The 19,077-nt window shown below is 62.3% G+C and carries 18 protein-coding genes; 8 read left to right on the top strand and 10 right to left on the bottom strand.

All coding sequences use genetic code 11. From position 1 onward, the window contains the following. Positions 1 to 8: 8 nt before the first annotated feature. The 5 genes from ACMU_RS08380 to ACMU_RS08395 form a co-directional block, all read right to left on the bottom strand. The gene (locus ACMU_RS08380) at positions 9 to 617 is read right to left on the bottom strand and encodes a hypothetical protein (protein WP_035258334.1); all 609 of its coding nucleotides are present in this window, start codon (positions 615 to 617) and stop codon (positions 9 to 11) included. Between the two features lie 51 nt (positions 618 to 668). Beyond that, positions 669 to 815 carry an aa3-type cytochrome c oxidase subunit IV gene (locus ACMU_RS19035; RefSeq protein WP_081805452.1) on the bottom strand — a complete coding sequence of 49 codons (147 nt, stop codon included), beginning with the start codon at positions 813 to 815 and terminating at the stop codon, positions 669 to 671. Positions 816 to 893: 78 nt separating this feature from the next. Further along, positions 894 to 1,352, bottom strand: coding sequence for a DUF6173 family protein (locus ACMU_RS08385; RefSeq protein ID WP_035258336.1), 459 nt, complete (start codon positions 1,350 to 1,352; stop codon positions 894 to 896). Further along, positions 1,318 to 2,406, bottom strand: a complete 1,089-nt coding sequence (locus ACMU_RS08390; RefSeq protein ID WP_051588182.1) for an MBL fold metallo-hydrolase — start codon at positions 2,404 to 2,406, stop codon at positions 1,318 to 1,320. The genes ACMU_RS08385 and ACMU_RS08390 overlap by 35 nt, the downstream gene beginning before the upstream one ends. A gap of 1 nt (position 2,407) precedes the next feature. Continuing rightward, positions 2,408 to 4,117 carry an acyl-CoA dehydrogenase gene (locus tag ACMU_RS08395; protein ID WP_035258339.1) on the bottom strand — a complete coding sequence of 570 codons (1,710 nt, stop codon included), beginning with the start codon at positions 4,115 to 4,117 and terminating at the stop codon, positions 2,408 to 2,410. 112 nt (positions 4,118 to 4,229) lie between these two features. On the opposite strand from ACMU_RS08395, the gene ACMU_RS08400 reads away from it, so the two are divergent. After that, on the top strand, positions 4,230 to 5,195 hold the full coding sequence (locus tag ACMU_RS08400) for an L-threonylcarbamoyladenylate synthase (RefSeq protein WP_035258342.1): 966 nt from the start codon (positions 4,230 to 4,232) through the stop codon (positions 5,193 to 5,195). A 100-nt stretch (positions 5,196 to 5,295) separates the two neighbouring features. On the opposite strand, the gene ACMU_RS08405 is transcribed toward ACMU_RS08400, so the two are convergent. After that, positions 5,296 to 5,850: a YqgE/AlgH family protein gene (locus ACMU_RS08405; RefSeq protein ID WP_035258834.1), complete on the bottom strand. Its 555-nt coding sequence runs from the start codon at positions 5,848 to 5,850 to the stop codon at positions 5,296 to 5,298. 112 nt (positions 5,851 to 5,962) lie between these two features. On the opposite strand from ACMU_RS08405, the gene ACMU_RS08410 reads away from it, so the two are divergent. Further along, on the top strand, positions 5,963 to 6,787 hold the full coding sequence (locus ACMU_RS08410) for a protein-disulfide reductase DsbD domain-containing protein (RefSeq protein ID WP_035258344.1): 825 nt from the start codon (positions 5,963 to 5,965) through the stop codon (positions 6,785 to 6,787). Here ACMU_RS08410 and ACMU_RS08415 read toward each other — a convergent pair. The 4 genes from ACMU_RS08415 to ACMU_RS08430 all read right to left on the bottom strand — a co-directional run bounded on the left by ACMU_RS08415 (position 6,784) and on the right by ACMU_RS08430 (position 13,070). After that, complete coding sequence (locus ACMU_RS08415; RefSeq protein WP_035258347.1) at positions 6,784 to 10,167, bottom strand: efflux RND transporter permease subunit; 3,384 nt, start codon at positions 10,165 to 10,167, stop codon at positions 6,784 to 6,786. The genes ACMU_RS08410 and ACMU_RS08415 overlap by 4 nt on opposite strands. 3 nt (positions 10,168 to 10,170) lie before the next feature. Beyond that, a complete protein-coding gene (locus tag ACMU_RS08420) occupies positions 10,171 to 11,637 on the bottom strand; it encodes an efflux RND transporter periplasmic adaptor subunit (RefSeq protein WP_035258350.1) in 1,467 nt (488 codons plus the stop codon). Between the two features lie 106 nt (positions 11,638 to 11,743). Next, a complete protein-coding gene (gene moaB / locus ACMU_RS08425; protein ID WP_035258352.1) occupies positions 11,744 to 12,286 on the bottom strand; it encodes a molybdenum cofactor biosynthesis protein B in 543 nt (180 codons plus the stop codon). Position 12,287: 1 nt separating this feature from the next. Continuing rightward, the gene (locus ACMU_RS08430) at positions 12,288 to 13,070 is read right to left on the bottom strand and encodes a uracil-DNA glycosylase (protein ID WP_035258354.1); all 783 of its coding nucleotides are present in this window, start codon (positions 13,068 to 13,070) and stop codon (positions 12,288 to 12,290) included. A gap of 91 nt (positions 13,071 to 13,161) precedes the next feature. Here ACMU_RS08430 and ACMU_RS08435 point away from each other — a divergent pair, with 91 nt between their 5' ends. The 6 genes from ACMU_RS08435 to ACMU_RS08460 all read left to right on the top strand — a co-directional run bounded on the left by ACMU_RS08435 (position 13,162) and on the right by ACMU_RS08460 (position 19,076). Beyond that, positions 13,162 to 14,115: an aspartate carbamoyltransferase catalytic subunit gene (locus ACMU_RS08435; protein WP_035258355.1), complete on the top strand. Its 954-nt coding sequence runs from the start codon at positions 13,162 to 13,164 to the stop codon at positions 14,113 to 14,115. Positions 14,116 to 14,128: 13 nt separating this feature from the next. Next, entirely contained in the window at positions 14,129 to 14,665 is a 537-nt protein-coding gene (locus ACMU_RS18715) for a hypothetical protein (protein WP_051588184.1), read from the top strand. Continuing rightward, on the top strand, positions 14,649 to 15,923 hold the full coding sequence (gene pyrC, locus ACMU_RS08445; protein WP_035258356.1) for a dihydroorotase: 1,275 nt from the start codon (positions 14,649 to 14,651) through the stop codon (positions 15,921 to 15,923). The genes ACMU_RS18715 and pyrC overlap by 17 nt, the downstream gene beginning before the upstream one ends. 44 nt (positions 15,924 to 15,967) lie before the next feature. Then, positions 15,968 to 16,573 (top strand): glycerol-3-phosphate 1-O-acyltransferase PlsY, encoded by a 606-nt coding sequence (gene plsY, locus ACMU_RS08450; RefSeq protein ID WP_035258358.1) that lies wholly within the window; start codon positions 15,968 to 15,970, stop codon positions 16,571 to 16,573. A gap of 129 nt (positions 16,574 to 16,702) precedes the next feature. Beyond that, positions 16,703 to 18,127, top strand: coding sequence for a circularly permuted type 2 ATP-grasp protein (locus ACMU_RS08455; RefSeq protein ID WP_035258360.1), 1,425 nt, complete (start codon positions 16,703 to 16,705; stop codon positions 18,125 to 18,127). Between the two features lie 7 nt (positions 18,128 to 18,134). Then, positions 18,135 to 19,076: an alpha-E domain-containing protein gene (locus ACMU_RS08460; RefSeq protein ID WP_035258838.1), complete on the top strand. Its 942-nt coding sequence runs from the start codon at positions 18,135 to 18,137 to the stop codon at positions 19,074 to 19,076. Position 19,077: the final 1 nt, after the last annotated feature.

The raw sequence follows: 19,077 nt of genomic DNA on the forward strand, positions 1-19,077 counted from the left end.
CGCTGGTCTCAGCGTGCCGCCTGCTGCTGCGCAGTCAGAATGCCGGAATTGTCGTCCGAATCTTCGTCCTGACGTATCACAACCGTCTGCACGCCCGGCAGTTCAGCAAATGCGTCGCGGATCTTGTTGGGGAACCACGTTTGCGGCACGTTTTCGAAACCGGGCAATTGCCGCAGGATCGCACTGGTCGAGTTTGCGCACATCGCCTTGGGAACCGCGCCATACGCCTGTACCAGCTGCAGGGCCATCTCGGCCACTTCCGGCGACACCTGAACGGTCTGCCGTTCGACCCGGTAAGTTTCACGCGCGTGATAGTCGATATAGAACTCAACCATCGTCGGCGTCATGCCAAAATGAACGTCGTTGCGCTCGGGTGCGGTGCGGTGCCACCACGACCCGGCCGGATCAAAGATCACGCGCTGGCTGCCGTTGATCATCAACCCGGTATGGGCGCCGCTGCCCGACCGGTTGTTAATCATCGTGAAAAGGGTCAATGACGCAGGCCCCGCGTCGCGATAAACGGCGGCTTGCACCTGTTCTTCGGGGGCATAGACGCTCTCGGCGCCACATGCGGCAAGAAACAGCGGCAGGGCCGCAATGATCAGGGCGCGTCGCATCGTCACCTCACGAAACAATTCAGGCCGCGCCAGCAGCGCGGTACAGATACCTTACGCGCCGACCAGCGCCAGGAAAATTACGACGACGATGCAAATTACCGCCACAACGGTGGAAAATTTGACAAAACCGGTAAAGGTTTCCTCTTGCACCGAAATGTCCATGGTGCCCGGCTCGTGCTTGGTTTCGTTTTCGGCCATTGTGGCGTCCTTTCGCGTGTTCGTCTTTTTTGCGCGTTTAGCTTATTTGGCCCGCGCTGTCACGCCCAACCGGCGCGGCTATTCGTCCAGTTCAAGATCCTGCGCCAGTCGAAAACCAATACGGCGCGGCTCGGGCGCATCGTCGACCTTAGGAAGGGCGCGCAACATCACGTTCAGTTGGCTGACATGTTGAATCAGTTGCGTCCGCAACCCTGTCGCGTCGCGGCCATAAAAGGTCAGAACATCCGGGTCGAAATAGCCCAGCCCCTCAATCCGCAACACACCTGCGCTGCCACCATCGGTAAAGCCAATGGCAACCTCCTGCGTGGCGTCCAGCTGTTCTTCGAAATTCTTGATATAGAGGATCACCCGTTCATAGGCCCATTGGGCCGGGCTTTTCTCGGCATAGGGTTTACGCGCAACACCGGCAGGAAGGGGCTGATCCTCGGGCGAGGCTGGTGCCTCAGGGTCCACGTGAATCACGTGAGCGGGTGCGGTATCGTCAATCCGCGGGGTCGAGGCCGTTTTCTTTGTCATCGCTTTCGCTGCCCTTCACTTGCCACAACCACGCCCCGTCTTCCCGCAATTGGCGTGTGACGAGGCCCAGGTGCCATAGGTGATTGAGATGGCCGACCGCTTCGACCAATGCAAGCCCGTATTCGCCATCGCCAATGGTTCGCTTGTAAAGCGTGGGAAAACAGTCAACCGCCGTTGCCGGTGTCTGCAAGAACCCACGCAGGCGTTTCAGCGCACCGTGGTGGTTGTCGATCAGCATCTGTAAACGCGCCGGCAAGCCGGTGAAGGGCAGCTTATGCCCCGGCAGAACCAGCTGCGCATCGGTCGCATAGGGCAGCAGCCGGGTGCAGCTGTCCAGCCATTCCGCCACGGGATCGGCCATCGGCTCGGTCGGATAGACCCCAAGATTGGGCGAAATTGACGGCAGCAACTGGTCACCCCCAATCACCACGTCGCCATCGCGGCTCCAGAACGTGGCGTGATCCGGGGCATGACCATCGCCAAAGCGGATGTCCCAAACGCGCCCCGCAGCCTGCAGGGTGCCCCCTTCGTCCAGCCGGGTATATCCCAAAGGCAGCGGCGCAACCGTATCGGCGAAGTTATACGGGCGGTTTTCGGCGCGTTCCTTCAACCGGTCGGCATCCATACCTGCCTGACGGTAAAAGTCGATCGCCTGCGGCGCAGGCAGCGCCTGCTCATCCAGCACCAGCATCCGCGCCATCAGCCACGCCGTGCGCGGCATCAGTAATTCGGCCCCCATCTCGGCCTGAAACCACCCGGCCAGACCGACATGGTCGGGATGGTGGTGGGTGACCACCACGCGGCGGATCGGCTTGCCCTTCAGCGGGCCGGTTTCCAGCAACGATTGCCACAGCGCGCGCGTGCGCCGCGTATCTAGCCCGGTATCGATGATCGTCCAGCCATCGCCGTCATCCAGCGCGTATACATTCACGTGGTTCAGCGCCATCGGCAGCGGCACGCGCAGCCACAGGATGCCGGGGGCAACCTCGGTGGCGCCACCCTCGGCGGGCGGGTCGTTCCACGGATAGCGGATACCGTTTGGCGCGCCGTCCATCTTATGCGGCAAGCTCGTCGGCATTCAGCGCGTACAGGTCGTCAGCCCCCTCGCCTGCATGCTGGAACAGGGCCGTATTTTCGGGCAGCAACCGGCGGATGAAGAACGACGCCAGCGACGTGCGCGGCCCGTCACCGCCCTCGGCCATCGCCGCAGCCAGGTGGTAATGGCCACCCAGCACCAGAGCGAAGCCGCGCAGATACGGGACCGAACCCGCCATGCGGTCGTTCATTTCGGCGTTCAGCAAAGCCTCGGTCCGGTCGCGCAGGTTCTCGGCCGAAGACCAGACCATCCCGGCCAGATCGGGCTGCGCTGTGCGCGCCGCTTCGGCCGCGGTCTCGATCTCGTCCAGCAGCCGGAACACCGCCTCGCCACCATCGGCAAGCTTACGCCCCACCAGATCGGCGGCCTGAATGCCATTCGTGCCTTCGTAAATCGCCGTCACCCGCACGTCGCGCATGAACTGCGCCGCGCCGGTTTCCTCGATAAAGCCCATGCCGCCATGGACCTGCACGCCGGTCGAGGCCACGTTGATCCCGGTGTCGGTGCCATAAGCTTTGGATATCGGCGTCAGCAACCCGGCGCGCGCCACCCATTCCGGTGCGCTGGTGGCCGTGGCCATATCGATGGCCGCTGCATTGGCCAGACCGATGGCGCGGGCGGCAAAGATCTCGGCCTTCATGGTCAGCAGCATCCGGCGCACATCGGCGTGGTCGGAAATGGTGCCATCCGGGCCCACCGTCTTGCCCTGCTTGCGCTCCAACGCATAGCCCAGCGCCTGCTGATACGCGCCCTCGGCCGCGCCCACACCCTGCAGCCCCACACCCAGCCGGGCGTTGTTCATCATGGTGAACATCGCAGCCATGCCCTTGTGCGGCTCCCCCACGAGCCAGCCTTGCGCCCCGTCGAACTGCATCACGGCAGTGGGCGAACCATGCAGGCCCAGCTTATGCTCCAGGCTGACCACTTTCAGCGTGTTCGCCACGCCCGGTACGCCGTTTTCGTCGGGGATGAAACGCGGCACGATAAACAGGCTGATGCCCCGCGTGCCCGGTGCCCCGTCGGGCAGGCGCGCCAGTACCAGGTGGCAGGTGTTGGCGTTAAAATCGCTTTCCCCCCACGTGATAAAGATCTTCTGGCCGGTCACCGCATAGGTGCCATCGCCGTTGGCCACCGCCTGCGTGCTAAGCGCCCCGACATCCGAGCCCGCCTGCGGTTCGGTCAGGTTCATCGTGCCGTTCCACTCGCCCGATATCAGCTTGGGCAGGTACAGCGCTTTCAACTCGTCGCTGGCATGATGCTCTAACGCTTCAATCTGGCCCTGCGTCAGCAGCGGGTTCAGTTGCAGCGACAGGCAAGACGCGCTCATCATCTCGTAGACGGCGGCGTTCAGGCTGGCCGGCAGGCCCATGCCGCCATACTCGGGATCCGCAGTCATACCAACCCAGCCACCTTCGGCGATCTGCGCATAAGCCTCGGCATAGCCGGGCGTGGTGCGTACATTGCCATTTTCCAGAACTGCGGGGTGCAAGTCGCCGGCGCGTTGAACCGGGGCCAGTACCTCTTCGCACAGCCGCCCCGCCTCGTTCAGGATTGCGCCCACAACATCGGGTGTAGTGTCGCTGAACCGTTCGGTCGCCGTGACATCCGACAACCCGACAAGATGATCGAAAATGAACTGATAGTCCGATACGGGGGCGCGATACGGCATGGCAACCTCTTTGGCTTGCGTCTTGTGATTTTGGCAGCTCGGCGCTACATCAGCCCGAATTCATCACAGCCTAGACCCTGCTGCCCGCCACTCAAGTTGAACGCTACGTCACATGACCGCGACAAAAAACACTCAGGTATTCGGCACGGATGCGGCCGGCATAAAGGGCGCCGCGGCGGTTTTGCGCGCAGGCGGCCTGGTCGCCTTTCCAACCGAAACGGTTTATGGGCTGGGTGCCGATGCGTGCGACGGGCGGGCCGTTGCGGGGGTTTACGCGGCCAAGGGCCGGCCCACTTTCAACCCGCTGATCGCGCATGTTGCTGATCTGAATCAGGCACTGGCACTGGCCGAATTCGATGATAGGGCCCGCGCGCTTGCAACCGCATTCTGGCCCGGACCGCTGACCATGGTTTTGCCGCGCAAACCCGGCAGCGGGCTATCCGACCTTGTGACAGCGGGGCTTGATACCGTGGCCCTTCGCGTGCCCTCCCACCCCGTTGCTCAGGCATTGCTGGTTGCCTTTGGCGGACCGGTTGCCGCGCCCTCGGCCAACCCCTCGGGCCGGGTCAGCCCTACACGAGCCGACCACGTGCTGGCCGGGCTGTCGGGTCATATCGATGGCGTTGTGGATGGTGGTGCCTGCGCAGTTGGCGTTGAAAGCACGATCATCGGCCTTTCAGACACGCCCACCCTGCTGCGTCCCGGTGGCGTGCCCGTTGAAGCGATCGAGGCGTGTTTGGGTGCGCCATTGTCCCGCGATACCACGCCGCAAAAGGTGCAGGCGCCGGGGCAGCTGGCCTCGCACTATGCCCCGCAGGCCATGGTGCGCCTGAACCGCGATACGCGCGATCCGGCGGCGCTGTGGTTGGGATTTGGCCCGGCTTGCGCAGGTGCTGAACGGAACCTGTCGCCTGCCGGTGACCTGCACGAGGCTGCCGCCAACCTGTTCACCTACCTGCGGGACATGGACGAATTGGCGGCCCAAGGCCAGATCATCGACATTGCACCGATCCCGGCGCATGGGCTGGGACTGGCCATAAACGACCGGCTGGCCCGCGCCGCCGCCCCCAGACGCTAGGCCCGTGATCTGCTACACCTTCGTTTCGCGATTGACCGCATAGGCTTCCGCACCGTTTAGGCGTACCGATCACCGTCGCAATCGGTTGACGGGGCACGTATCAGGCCCGCCCGGCCTCGGCAGACAGCAACATCGGGTCCACGCCCATGGTCTTTAGCGCGGCCGTCCACTTCACATCATTGTCACCGCCAAACACCAAACCCGGATCGCTATCGCAGGTCAGCCAGCCATTGGCGGAAATCTCGTCTTCCAACTGTCCCGGACCCCAGCCCGAGTACCCCAGCGCAAGGATGATCTGATCCGGGCCTCTGCCGCGGGCCACATCGCTGAGAATCGCCATGGTCGAGGTCAGGCCAAAGTTGTCGTCCACGGTCATTGTCTGTGACGGAGCCGAGGAATAGTCGGTCGAATGCAAGACGAATCCCCGTCCAAACTCTACAGGCCCGCCAAAATGCACCGCAAAGTCAGGGCAATCGCCCTGCGGCAGGTCCAACTGGTCCTGCAGGTCCGAGAATTTCAGCTCGTCCGACGGTTTGTTGACAATCAGCCCCATCGCGCCCTCGTCGGAATGCGCGCAGATGTAGATGACGCTGAGTTCGAAACGCGGATCGGGCATGCCGGGCATGGCGATCAGCAGTTTTCCGGTAAGATCCATATTCTGAATCTGGCCCGCATTGGCGGTGCGTTCAAGGCACATAACGCAATTCTCGCGCTTTCGTCGCCCGAAAGTGATTTTTAACTTTGTCCCCAGTTCGTATTTTAACCCCATGAGTTTGAAACGCCTGAAAACCGCCCTCGCCGCTACTGCGCTTGCTGCCGCTGCACTCGTCATGCCTGCACAGGCGCAAAATGGCCACGGATTCGACAATGTTGTCTCGGCCCAGCTGCTGCCCGGCTGGGTTCAGCCCGATGGTTCGGTCATGGCCGGTTTGCGCCTGACATTGGAACCGGGTTGGAAAACTTATTGGCGTGCACCGGGCGATGCGGGCATTCCCCCGCAGTTTGACTTCTCGGGTTCCGACAATCTGCGCGCCATGCGCGTTTTCTGGCCACGCCCCGAGGTACAGGACCAAAACGGCATGCGCACGCTGGGCTACAGCGATGTGGTTGTTCTGCCCATCACCTTTGTGCCACGCAACAGCGGTCAGCCCCTGCGCCTGCGCGGTGCGCTGGAACTGGGTGTTTGCCAGGATGTCTGCGTGCCTGTCTCGTTGCAGGTTGCGGGCCAGTTGCCCGGCCAGGGCGGCGAAAGCTCGATCCGCGCGGCCCTGTCGGCGCGCCCGGAAACCGCCCGCAGCGCAGGCGTAGGCCGTGTGGTCTGCGAGGCGCGCCCGATCAGCGACGGCATGCACCTGACCGCCCGCATTCCCATTGGCCAACTGGGTCAGGGAGAAATCGCCGTGTTTGAACTGAACGATCCCAGCGTCTGGATTTCCGAGGCGCGCGTGACCCGCGAAGGGAACGTTCTGGTGGCCGAGGCCGAAATGGTGCCCCCCACCGCGGCCCCCTTCGCCATTGATCGCAGCCAGGTGCGCATCACCGTTCTGACCGATAACCGCGCCGTGGATATCAAAGGCTGCGTGGGCGGTTAAGCCCGCCGCAACCGCCCAAACGCGATAACCAGTGCCGACAGGATGTAAGCAGCCAGCGCCACCGCCGCGCTGCCCGCCAAAAATAGGCCCAGCGCCAGCGGCATCTCTGGCGCCTCGGGCAAGTAAGGCTGCAACCATTCGGGGAAGCTTTGCCCGGCCACAACCGGGCCCAGCGTCACCGCGAACACCCCCGCCACTGCCAATCCTGACAGCCAGACCGGCCCGCGCATGCCCCGTGCCCGCGCACCGCGCCGCATCGACGTCCAGATGCGCCCTACGTCTTGCTGCATGGCCAGCAACGCCGGCACCACAAGCAGCACCAAGAACAGGCCAAATCCCAACCCATAAACCAGCGTGATCACCGTTGGCTTCAGGAATTGCGCCTGTTGTGACTGCTCGCCCAGCAATGGCATCAGGCCCAGAACCGTTGTGGCGGTGGTCAGGAAAACCGGCCGCAGGCGATCGGACGCCGCGTCGATGATCGCGGGCACAAGGCCCCGGTTGCGGGCGTATTCGTCCACCGTGGTGACCAAGACGATCGAATCGTTGATGATGATCCCCGTCATCCCGATCAGCCCGACGATGCTGAACATCGACAGCGGCACGTCATGATAGGCATGGCCCCAGATCGTGCCAACCAGTCCAAACGGGATGATTGCCATCACCACGACGGGTCGTGTCCAGCTGGAAAAGACCCAGGCCAGCGTCAGGTAGATGCCCAGCAGGCACAGGATCAGGCCGGTCGCGGCTTCGGACAGGAAACGGTCTTCCTGTTCCGACAACCCCGTCAGTGTGAAGGCTGTGCCAAACCGGCTTTCGACCTCGGGCAGGATTTCGGTTTCAAGCGCTTCCATGATCGCCTCGGCCCGCACCGGATCGTCTTCGGACAGGTCGCCGGTCACTTCGACCACCCGCAGCCCGTTTTCGCGCCGGATCGTGGAAAACCCGCTGCGTCGGTCCACCTGCACGATATCGGCCAGTGGCAAATAGCTGCCCTGCGGTGCGCGCAGCAAAGTGTGGTCCAGGAAATCAGCCGTCAGTTCGCCTGGCGGCAGTTCGACCCGGATCGTCGCCGTTCGCGGCCCGTCAGGGAAGGTTGCGGCCTCGATCCCGCTCAAACGGTCCCGCAGGACCCGGGCCAACCCGTCCACCGAATATCCCAGCGCAGCGCCCTGCGGCGTCAGCTCAAGGATCAGCTCTTCCTTGTCAAATGCCAGCGTGTCGTCCAGCGCCGAGACCTCGGGATAGACAGACAGGGCGGTCTTCAACGCCTCGGCGGCGTCTTTCAGAACCTCGGTATCCGCCCCGCTAAGTTCGACCGAGATTGCATCGCCACCCGGACCAGACCGCCATCCGCGAAAACTGACAACCTCGGCCAGCGGGTGCTGGCGCACCTCGTCCTGCAACATCGCGACAAATTCGAAACTGCTATAGGGGCGCAGATCGGCATCGATCAGCTCGATCGCGATCGAGCCCAAAAGCGTGCTGTCGCGGTTGGCTGCGGCGGCAAGGCTGCGGCCGGTGTTTCCCCCGACCTCGGCCAGCACAAAGGACAGCGGCGAGGTGCCGTGCTCGGCCTCCAACCGTTCGGCCACGGCCTCGGTCGCGCGTTGCATCTCGCGCATCATGGCCAATGTGTCGTCGCGCGTCGCGCCCGGTGTCATGGCAAAATTACCCGACACCGACCCGCGTTCGGGCGCGTTGAAGAACCGCCATGGCACGTCACCCGAAATCAGCAGCACCGCCTGGCTGGCCAGCGCCAGCACCGCCAGCGATGCCACTGCATAGCGCGCGTGAATCACCAGCGCGATGAACGGCCGGAACAGTCGCGTCCGCACCCAGCGAAAGCCCCGGTTCACCTGCCGCGACGGCCAGTCGTACCAATGTTCTTTAGCGGTGTGTTTCAGGGCGTGCGCCATATGGTTTGGCAGGATCAGAAAACATTCCACCAGCGACGCCGCCAGCACCGCGATCACCGTGAACGGAATGTCGCGGATCAGGTCGCCAAACCGCCCGCCGATGGCCACCAGCCCGAAAAAGGCGATGATGGTGGTGACCGTTGCAGAAAAGACCGGCAGCGCCATGCGCCGGGCGGCGTTCTCGGCCGCTTCTACCGGGCCTTCGCCCAGCCGCCGCGCGCGGAAATCGGCGTGTTCACCCACCACGATGGCGTCGTCCACCACGATGCCCAGCGTGATGATCAGCGCAAAAAGCGACACCATGTTGATCGTCAGCCCGCCGACATACATCAACGCAATTGTGCTGAGCATTGCCACGGGAATGCCGGCAGCCACCCAGAACGCCGTGCGCGCGTTCAGAAACAGGAACAACAGCGCCAGCACCAGACCCAGCCCCATCAACCCGTTGTCCAAAAGGATGTTCAGCCGTCCCGAAATCGCCTCGGCCCGGGTGCGGATCAGCTCCACCATCACGCCTTGGGGCAGGGTCAGCGACATCTCGTCCGCGACCGCCTGCACCTGCGCCTGAATGGCGATCGCATCGCCCCGGTCCGACCGGTCAATTCGCACCGACATGGCCGGGTTGTCGCCAACGAAATAACCACGGTTGCGGTCGACGCTGCCAGTCAGAACAACGGCCACATCACCCACGGTCAGATTGGTGCCGTTGGGCGCGCTGCGCAGCACGATGTCGCGAATGGATGCCGCGTCGCGTTTGGCCACGCCCGTGCGCACCCGTGCCGTACCGCCCGACACCTCACCCGCCGGGGCGGTGTCGGCCTCGGCCCGGATCGCCGCTGCAATCTCGGCCAAGGTCAGGTCATGCTGGATCAGCGCCACCGACGGCACCTCGACCACGATCTCGGGTGCAGCGATGCCCCGGATGGTGGTACGTGTGACCCCTTCGGCAAACAGGCGCGCCACAAATTCATCGGCAAACCGCGCCAGCTGGTCGGTGCCCACCGGCCCCGAGATCACCACGTCGGTCACCCGGTCCCGCCATGCCCCGCGACGCACGTTCGGGTCATCGGCACCGTCGGGCAGCACCGTCACGGTGTCCACCGCCGCCTGCACATCATTGGCCGCGCGCGCCATGTCCCAGCCGGGCTCAAACTCCAAGCTGATCGAACCGCTGCCCTCGCGCGCGGTGGCCACCGCGCTGGCGACACCCTCCACGCCCAGCAAGACCGGCTCTAACGGCTGGATAATGGCCAGGTCCACATCCTCGGCCCCGGCCCCTTGCCAGGCCACCGAAACACTGACGGAATCCACAATCACGTCGGGAAAGAACTGCGCCCGCATGCGCGGTATCGACGCGATGCCCAGAACGATCAGCACCACCAACAGCAGGTTCGCCGCCGTCCGGTGGCGTGTGAAATAGGACAGGATGCCCCCTGCCGCCCCGGATATGCGGCCCGCCATGGTCTAGCCCCCCATCCGGCTTTCCAGGCGCGAGACCATGGACGCCGGCACCATCGGCTCGGCCAATTGTGCCAAAAGCCGAGTTTTAACCTGATCCGGCATGCGCTGGTTGCCCTCAACAAAAGCGATAAGGGCCGCGCGCCTTTCATCGGACAGCTCCAGCATCTCAGGCTCGGCAGCGGCCAATGCTTCGCCCTCGGGCGCCGGGGTCACCGGGCGTACGCGAATGCCTGCGCCCAGAACCGGCGATCGGCTGGCAACCACTTGTTGCCCGGCCAGCTCACGGGCACGAATGATCACGTCATCCCCCTGGCGGCGCATCACTTGCGCCTCGGCCTCGGACAGTCGGTTCCCCTCGCCCACGACCAGAACGGTGTTGTTCGCGCCCAACGCGGTGGCCGGAATTATTGCGGCGCCGCGCAACAAAGGCTCCTGCGTCAGGACGGTTACAAAATCGCCGGGCAGAAAGCCGGGCGCGGCGGGCATTTCGGCGAAGATCAGGCGCCCGGTCTGCCCCTCGCCCACCGCTGGGCTGTCACGTGTGATGCGCCCTTCGGCGGTCAGCGCGGTGCCGAACATATCCAGCTGAATCTGAACCGGCGCGGTCAACAACTTGCCATTGGCATCCAGCAGGCGGCTGTATTGCGCGACCGATACGCGAAAGGCCACCTCGATCCGGCCTTCGCCGATCAAGCGACCCAGCGCCTCGTTCGGGGTCACGACCCCGCCTTGCACCAACGAGACATCGGTCAGCGTGCCGTCAAATTCAGCGATCAACGTGGTGTCGGCCAAACGGCGCTCCGCCTCGGCCATCGCAATCTCGGACAGGGCCAGCGCCGTGGCGGCCTGCGATTGCCGGGTTTCTGCGGCGGCAACGGCCTGTCGGCGGGACACTACGGCCTGATGCGCCGAGGCCGCCGCCAATTCCGCTGTTTCCACCTGCGCGGCCGCACCAAAGCCGCTTTCAGAAATCTTCTGTTGGCGTGCCAGCGCCTTGTCCCGCAGCGCCGCCTGTTCCTGCGCGGCGGTCAGGTCATCCTGCGCAAGAATCACATCGCGCGCCGCGTCGCGCACCGCGGTTTGCGACGCGGTCAGGTCTGCCTGTGCGATGTCCCGTGCGGCCTTTGCATCAGCGGGATCAATCCGCAGCAGCACCTGCCCGGCCTCCACACGCGCGCCGTCCCGAAAGTTCGGGTGCAACTCGGTGACCTTACCGCCCACGCGTGGGCGCAGATCGAGGGTTTGGGCGCTGCGTATCTCGCCGAAACTGCGCAGCACCGGCTGCACCTGTCCCGGCTCAACCGTGATCACGTTCACAGCAAAGACCCGTTCACGTGCGGGGCGGCGCGGGCCGTCATCCCCCAGCTGCGCCTGAACCGCGTCAAACACCATCCGCCCGGCAAAAGTCAGGCAGCCCAGCGTCACCGCCAAGATGAAAATTCCCGTTAAACTGCGGCGCAAAAATTGCAAGAACGCCCCTTTTCGCAGGGTGAAAGTTTAAAGTTTTGTCAGACCCTTAGCATGATAGGACGCGCGGGCGCGGCGTCAAACCACAATCGTATTACGCGCCTGCGACCTATTTCCGTCGCTTGTGTTCATCCAGACGCGGGAAGATTTCAACGAAATTGCAGGGCATATGGCGATAGTCCAGTTGCTTCTCCAGAATACCATCCCATGCATCCTTGCACGCGCCCGTACTGCCGGGCAGTGCGAACAGATAGGTGCCATTGGCCACGCCTCCGGTGGCACGGCTCTGTACAGCCGACGTTCCGATTTTTTCCATTGAAATCAACGTGAAAACAGTACCAAAGGCATCGATTTCTTTCTCATAAACGTCCCGGTGCGCCTCAACAGTCACGTCACGACCGGTCAGCCCCGTACCCCCGGTCGAGATCACGACATCCACGCCCGGATCTTCGCACCACGCCCGCAACTGTGCCGAGATCTCGGCCCGTTCGTCGCGCAGGATCTTGCGGTCGGCCAGCAGGTGACCGGCCTTTTCCAACCGGTCAACCAGCGTCTGGCCCGACCGATCCTGATCCAGCCCCCGCGTGTCAGAGACCGTCAGAATGGCGATACGAACCGGAATGAACTCGCGGCTTTCGTCGATGCGGGACATGTCAGGACTTTCTCAATTTATCCTGTATTATCAACAGGTCATGCCAAGCTTCGCGCTTGGCACTGGGGTTACGCAGCAGATAGGCGGGGTGAAACATCGGCATGGCTGGGCGCCCCAGCGCCTGCTGCCAATTGCCGCGCAGACGGGTGATTCCGGCCCGGCCCAACAACGCTTTGCAGGAATGGTTGCCCATCAAAACCAACAGTTCGGGCGCGGCCAGCTCGACATGGCGCGCAAGAAAAGGCAGCATCATCGCCACCTCTTCGGGTTGCGGATCACGGTTTTGCGGCGGTCGCCAAGGCAGAACATTGGTAATATAAAGCGCCGACCCGATGTCGGGCGACGCACGGCCCATGCCAATCGCTGCAAACATCTTGTCCAGCAACTGCCCGGCACGGCCAACAAATGGCTTGCCCTGAATGTCCTCGTCCCGCCCCGGCGCTTCGCCAATGACCATAACCCGTGCCTTGGGTTGGCCGTCGGCAAAGACCAGATTGCGCGCGCCCTTCTTTAGATCGCAGTGATCGAAACCAGACATGGCGGCTTGCAGCTCTTCCAGGGTTCGCGCGGCCGCAGCGGCGGTTTTTGCAATGGCAACAGGGTCTTCGGTGGAGGCGGCAACCGGTGCGGCCTGGGCGGCTTTCGGCGCCACGGGGGCTGGCTTGGGCTTTTCCACCGCCTCGTATCGGTTGATTGGCCGGTCACCAATGGCTTCGGTCGCGCCAAGTTCGACCTGCCATTCCAGCAGGGCTTTCGCCGTGTGCCAATCCAGTGCCTGATCCATGGCTTCAACCTAAGCGCCGCCTGACCCGGACGCAATGCTTGCCGATCTTCGCCACCCTTCCTATAAGCAGCCCAGTCAGACCGGAGGCCGCATGACGTTCCGCCAGAAGCACCTGCTAGGCATCGAGCCGCTTCACCCCGAGGAAATCCGTACCGTCCTCGACCTTGCCGACCAATATGTTGATTTCAATCGCGGTTCGTCGAAACACGCCGACACGCTGGCCGGCCTGACGCAGATCAACATGTTCTTCGAGAACTCGACCCGCACGCAGGCTAGTTTCGAATTGGCCGGCAAACGGCTGGGCGCCGACGTGATGAACATGGCGATGCAGGCCAGTTCGATCAAAAAGGGCGAAACCCTGATCGACACAGCGCTGACACTGAACGCGATGCATCCCGATCTGCTGGTGGTGCGCCATCCGCATTCCGGTGCGGTGGACCTGCTGGCGCAGAAGGTGAATTGCGCGGTGCTGAATGCCGGCGACGGGCGCCACGAACACCCCACGCAGGCGCTGTTGGACGCGCTGACAATCCGCCGCGCCAAGGGTCAGTTGCACCGCCTGAACATCGCCATTTGCGGCGACATCGCCCATTCGCGCGTCGCCCGGTCGAACATCCTGCTTCTGGGCAAGATGGAGAACCGCATCCGCCTTGTTGGCCCGCCCACCCTGATGCCCGCACGCATCGACGAATTCGGTGTCGAAGTCTACGACGACATGCGCGAGGGCCTGCGCGATGTCGATGTGGTGATGATGCTGCGCCTGCAACGCGAGCGCATGGATGGTGGGTTCATCCCGTCGGAACGCGAGTATTACCACCGCTTCGGGCTGGACGCCGACAAGCTGTCGGTCGCCAAGCCCGACGCCATCGTGATGCATCCCGGCCCCATGAACCGCGGGGTCGAGATCGACGGCGAGATCGCCGACGACATCACCCGCTCGGTCATCCAGGAACAGGTGGAAATGGGGGTCGCGGTGCGGATGGCGGCGATGGACCTGCTGGCGCGGAACCTGCGGGCCAAGCTGGATGAGGGCAGATATGCCTAGTTCTCAGTGGGACATGTTCCTTGATTCCGACGAAGCGATCGTCTGGGAAGGCGCGCCGCGCAGGTCAGTTTTTTTGTTGTCTTCGAACGACCTAATCTTGATCCCCTTTTCGCTTCTTTGGGCCGGTTTCGCGTTGTTTTGGAACTTGGGTGTTTGGAATATCGGCGCACCCTTTTACTTTAAACTCTTCGGTCTTCCGTTCCTCGTTGCGGGCGCCTACATCACCGTGGGTCGCTTTTTCGTTTCCGCAGCCGCACGGAGAAGAACACGATACGCACTTTCCAACAAACGCGCATTCATTGCGACAAGCCTGTTCTCGGAAACTCTTCAGGAAATGCCAATCACCAAATCAATGCCGCTTGAATTGGTGCCAGGAACCAATGGCAAGGTCACGCTTGGCCCCAAAACTGTCAATGCGCGACAATGGAACGCTTCCTTGACGTGGTCCGGCAAGTCCAACGACTTTGCCTTTGAAAACATCGGCGACGCTCAAAGCGTCTACCAGATGATCCGCAACATCCAGCGAGGCGACGATGAAAACGCTTCTTGAAAACGCCCGCATAATTGACCCCGAAGGCGGCACCGACCGCATCGGTTGGCTGCTGATCGAAAACGGCGCCATCGCCGGCACCGGTTGCGAAGAAGCCCCGCAAGGGGCTGATGAGCGGATCAACTGCGCCGGCAAATGCCTTGCACCGGGTATCGTCGATATCGGCGTAAAAATCGGCGAGCCCGGTGAGCGGCACAAGGAAAGCTTTGCCTCGGCCGGTCGCGCCGCGGCCGCCGGCGGCGTGACCACCATGGTCACACGCCCCGATACAACGCCCGCCATCGACACCCCCGAGGCGCTGGAATTTGTCACCCGCCGCGCCACCGAAGACAGCCCCGTCCGCATCGCCCCCATGGCCGCCCTGACCAAGGGCCGCGCAGGCCGTGAGATGACCGAGATCGGGTTCCTTCTGGACGCCGGCGCGGTCGCTTTTACCGATGGCGACGCGGTGACCACCGATGCCAAGGTTCTGAGCCGCGCAATGACTTATGCCCGCAGCCTCGGCGCGCTTGTGATGGCCCATCCACAGGATCCCAGCCTGTCGAAGGGCGCCGCCGTCACCTCGGGCAAATTTGCCAGCCTGCGCGGTCTGCCCGCCGTCAGCCCGATGGCCGAACGCATGGCGATGGACCGCGACATGGCCTTGGTCGAAATGACGGGCGTGCGCTATCACGCCGATCAGATCACCACCGCCCGCGCCCTGCCCGCGCTGGAACGCGCGAAGAAAAACGGGCTGGACGTCACCGCCGGCGTATCGATCCACCACCTGACGCTGAACGAGTTGGATGTCGGCGATTACCGCACCTTCTTCAAGGTTAAGCCGCCGCTGCGGTCCGAGGATGACCGGCAAGCCCTGATCCAAGCGGTGGCCAGCGGACTGATTGATGTCGTCTGTTCGATGCACACGCCGCAAGACGAGGAAAGCAAACGCCTGCCCTTCGAAGAGGCCGCCAGCGGCGCCGTGGGGTTGGAGACCCTGCTGCCCGCCGCCATGCGGCTTGTCCATTCCGGCCAGATCGACCTGCCGACCCTGTGGCGGGCCCTGTCGTTGAACCCGGCAAAGAGGCTTGGCCTGGCCGGAGGGCGTCTGACTGCCGGAAGTCCGGCGGATCTCGTGCTGTTTGACCCCGACGCACCCTTTGTTCTGGACCGGTTCAAGTTGAACTCCAAATCCAAGAACACCCCGTTTGACGGGGCACGGATGCAGGGTAAGGTATTGAGCACATGGGTGGGTGGCGCACGCGTTTTCGGCGGGTGATCACGCCAATCAGCCAGCAGCAGGAGAACGTGCAAAGATGAAAGATGCCTGATATTACAAGCAGCTGGAGCCTTTTGGCAGTGGTGGCCGGTCTGGCTTATCTGTTGGGCGCGGTGCCGTTTGGCATCGTTATGGCACGCCTCTTTGGCCTTGGTGATTTACGCAAGATCGGGTCGGGAAATATCGGCGCAACGAACGTGTTGCGGACGGGGAACAAGCTGGCTGCCTTTCTGACTGTGGTCCTGGATGCAGGCAAAGGTGGCATAGCTGTTTTGATTGCAAGGTACACCGTTGGCGAGGATGCTGCGCAGATTGCCGGGCTGTGCGCCTTTCTGGGGCATCTTTTCCCGGTCTACCTTGGATTCAAGGGCGGCAAAGGGGTGGCCACGTTTCTTGGTACGCTTTTGGCACTGGCCTGGCCCGTTGGCCTGCTGGCCTGCGCCGCTTGGCTGATTTGCGCTGTGATTTCCCGTTATAGCTCGCTATCGGCATTGGTTTCGGCTGCGGTTTCACCCATCTTCATGGTCTACACTGGCAACGGCTCGATGTTGGTCCTTGGGCTGGTGCTGACGTTCCTGATCTATGTGCGTCATTGGGAGAACATTCAGCGCCTCAAAGCTGGCACTGAAACCAAGATTGGTAAAAAGTAGCCGCGATCTGCCTAAATTTTTGGCGATAACCCCTGAAATAGCACAGCTTACGCGGCGGATGGCACGGTACCGGCGCAAGAATTGCTAATTACTTGTGACTTTGCCCAAACCCGTGGCTTTAATCGGCCAATGACGCAGGCAAATTTTGACGAGATGCTGCTTGGGCCGGACCAGGTACGCGACCCCTACAAGGTCTATTCGGAATGGTTTCATTCCGAGGACCTGAAACAGCTGCGGCGCAAATCGCAGGATGCCGAGGCCTTTTTTCGGCGCATCGGTATCACGTTCAACGTTTACGGACAGGCCGAGGCAGACGAGCGTCTGATCCCGTTCGACATTGTCCCGCGGATCATCGCTGCACGCGAATGGGCCCGGCTGGAACGCGGTATCGAACAGCGCGTTCGGGCCGTGAACGCCTTTCTGCACGATATCTATCATCGGCAAGAGATTTTGCGCGCAGGCCGCATTCCTGCCGAGATCATCGCCGGAAACGAGGCCTTCCTTCCCGAGATGATCGGCGTGAACCCGCCCGGAGGTGTCTATACCCACATCGTGGGCGTCGACCTTGTGCGGACCGGTCCGGACGAGTTTTTTGTGCTCGAAGACAACGTGCGCACCCCTTCCGGCGTGTCCTATATGCTGGAAAACCGGGAAACGATGCTGCAGATGTTCCCTGAACTTTTCACACAGCTGAACGTGCGCCCGGTATCCGCCTATCCGCAAAAGCTGCGAAAATCTTTGTGTGATACAGCACCGGAAGGCTCGCCCAACAGCAAGCCAGTGCTGGCCGTGCTGACCCCTGGCATCCACAACTCGGCCTATTTCGAACATGCGTTCCTGGCGGACCAGATGGGTGCGGAACTGGTCGAAAGTGCCGATTTGCAGGTGGTGGATGGACGCATCGCGATGCGGACCACGCAGGGCTATCAGCCGATCGACGTGCTGTATCGACGGGTAGATGACGAATACCTCGACCCCCTGACCTTCAATCCTGACAGCCTGTTGGGTGTGCCCGGCATCATGGACGTTTATCGCGCAGGCAACATCACCCTGGCCAATGCCCCCGGCACCGGCATTGCAGATGACAAGGCGCTGTATTCCTACATGCCGGAAATCATCGAGTTCTATACCGGCGAGCAAGCGATCCTTAAAAACGTTCCGACATGGCGGTGCTCGGAACCCGAGGCGCTGTCGCATGTATTGGCCAATTTGAAGGATCTGGTCGTGAAAGAGGTTCACGGCTCGGGCGGGTATGGCATGTTGGTGGGCCCTGCTGCCAGCAAGCGGGAACTGGCTGATTTTGAAAAGAAACTGCGCGCAAAACCTGCCAACTATATCGCACAGCCCACCCTGGCGCTGTCGACGGTGCCCATTCTCGCCAAAGAAGGGCTGGCCCCGCGCCACGTGGACTTGCGGCCATTTGTTTTGGTGTCGCCCAACCGGATCGACATTACGCCGGGCGGCCTGACACGCGTGGCGCTGAAGAAAGGGTCGCTGGTTGTGAACTCGTCCCAAGGTGGCGGGACCAAGGACACTTGGGTGCTGGGGGACTGACGCGATGATGTTGGGAAAAACCGCCGGTGGGCTGTTCTGGATGTTCCGCTATCTTGAACGGGCCGAAAACACGGCGCGCCTGCTTGAGGCGGGGTGGCATATGGCGCTGACGCGCTCGGCCAACGGCGAAAGCGAATGGCGGTCGATTGTCACGACGGCGGGCATGAACGTCGCCTATGAAGAACGCCACGACGAATACACCTCGCAGAATGTCATCAACTTCCTGCTTCGAGACAAGGCAAACCCGTCCAGCGTGATCTCGACCATTCAGGCAGCCCGCTCCAACGCCCGTCTGGTCCGCACCGCTTTGTCCAGCGAGGTGTGGGAGGCCACGAACGAATGCTGGATGACATTGAAAGAAGCGCTGGCCCGCCCGATAACGGCACGCAACCTGCACGATATCCTAGCGTCTATCCGGTTCCGGACATCGGTTGTACGGGGCGCACTGCATGGCACGATGCTGCGCAACGACATCTTCTCGTTCGCGCGGCTTGGCACCTTTATCGAACGCGCGGACAACACCGCGCGCATTCTTGACGTGAAATACTACGTGCTTTTGCCATCGGCGGCCTTCGTGGGGACCAGCGTCGACAATGCCCAGTGGGAGGTGATCTTGCGATCGGTCTCGGCCGAGCGGTCGTTCCGATGGTTGCATGCGGGTGAGACGTCGCCGCTGGGTATTGCCGAGTTCCTGATCCTGGACGCGCGCATGCCGCGCTCTTTGGCCTTTTGCTGCGGGCAGATCGGCGAACACCTTGCGCAACTGGAAAAGGAATACGCATTGCGTCACGACAGCCAGGCACAGGCCGGAAGGATCTGCGATCGTATCTCGTCCTGCACGATCAACTCGATCTTTCAGGACGGTTTGCACGAGTTCCTTGGCGAAATGATCCGTGACATCACCTGCCTTTCGGGCACAATCGAAAAAGACTTTCGGTTTTACGGCTAGC

Source organism: Actibacterium mucosum KCTC 23349 (assembly GCF_000647975.1).
Lineage (GTDB): Bacteria > Pseudomonadota > Alphaproteobacteria > Rhodobacterales > Rhodobacteraceae > Actibacterium > Actibacterium mucosum.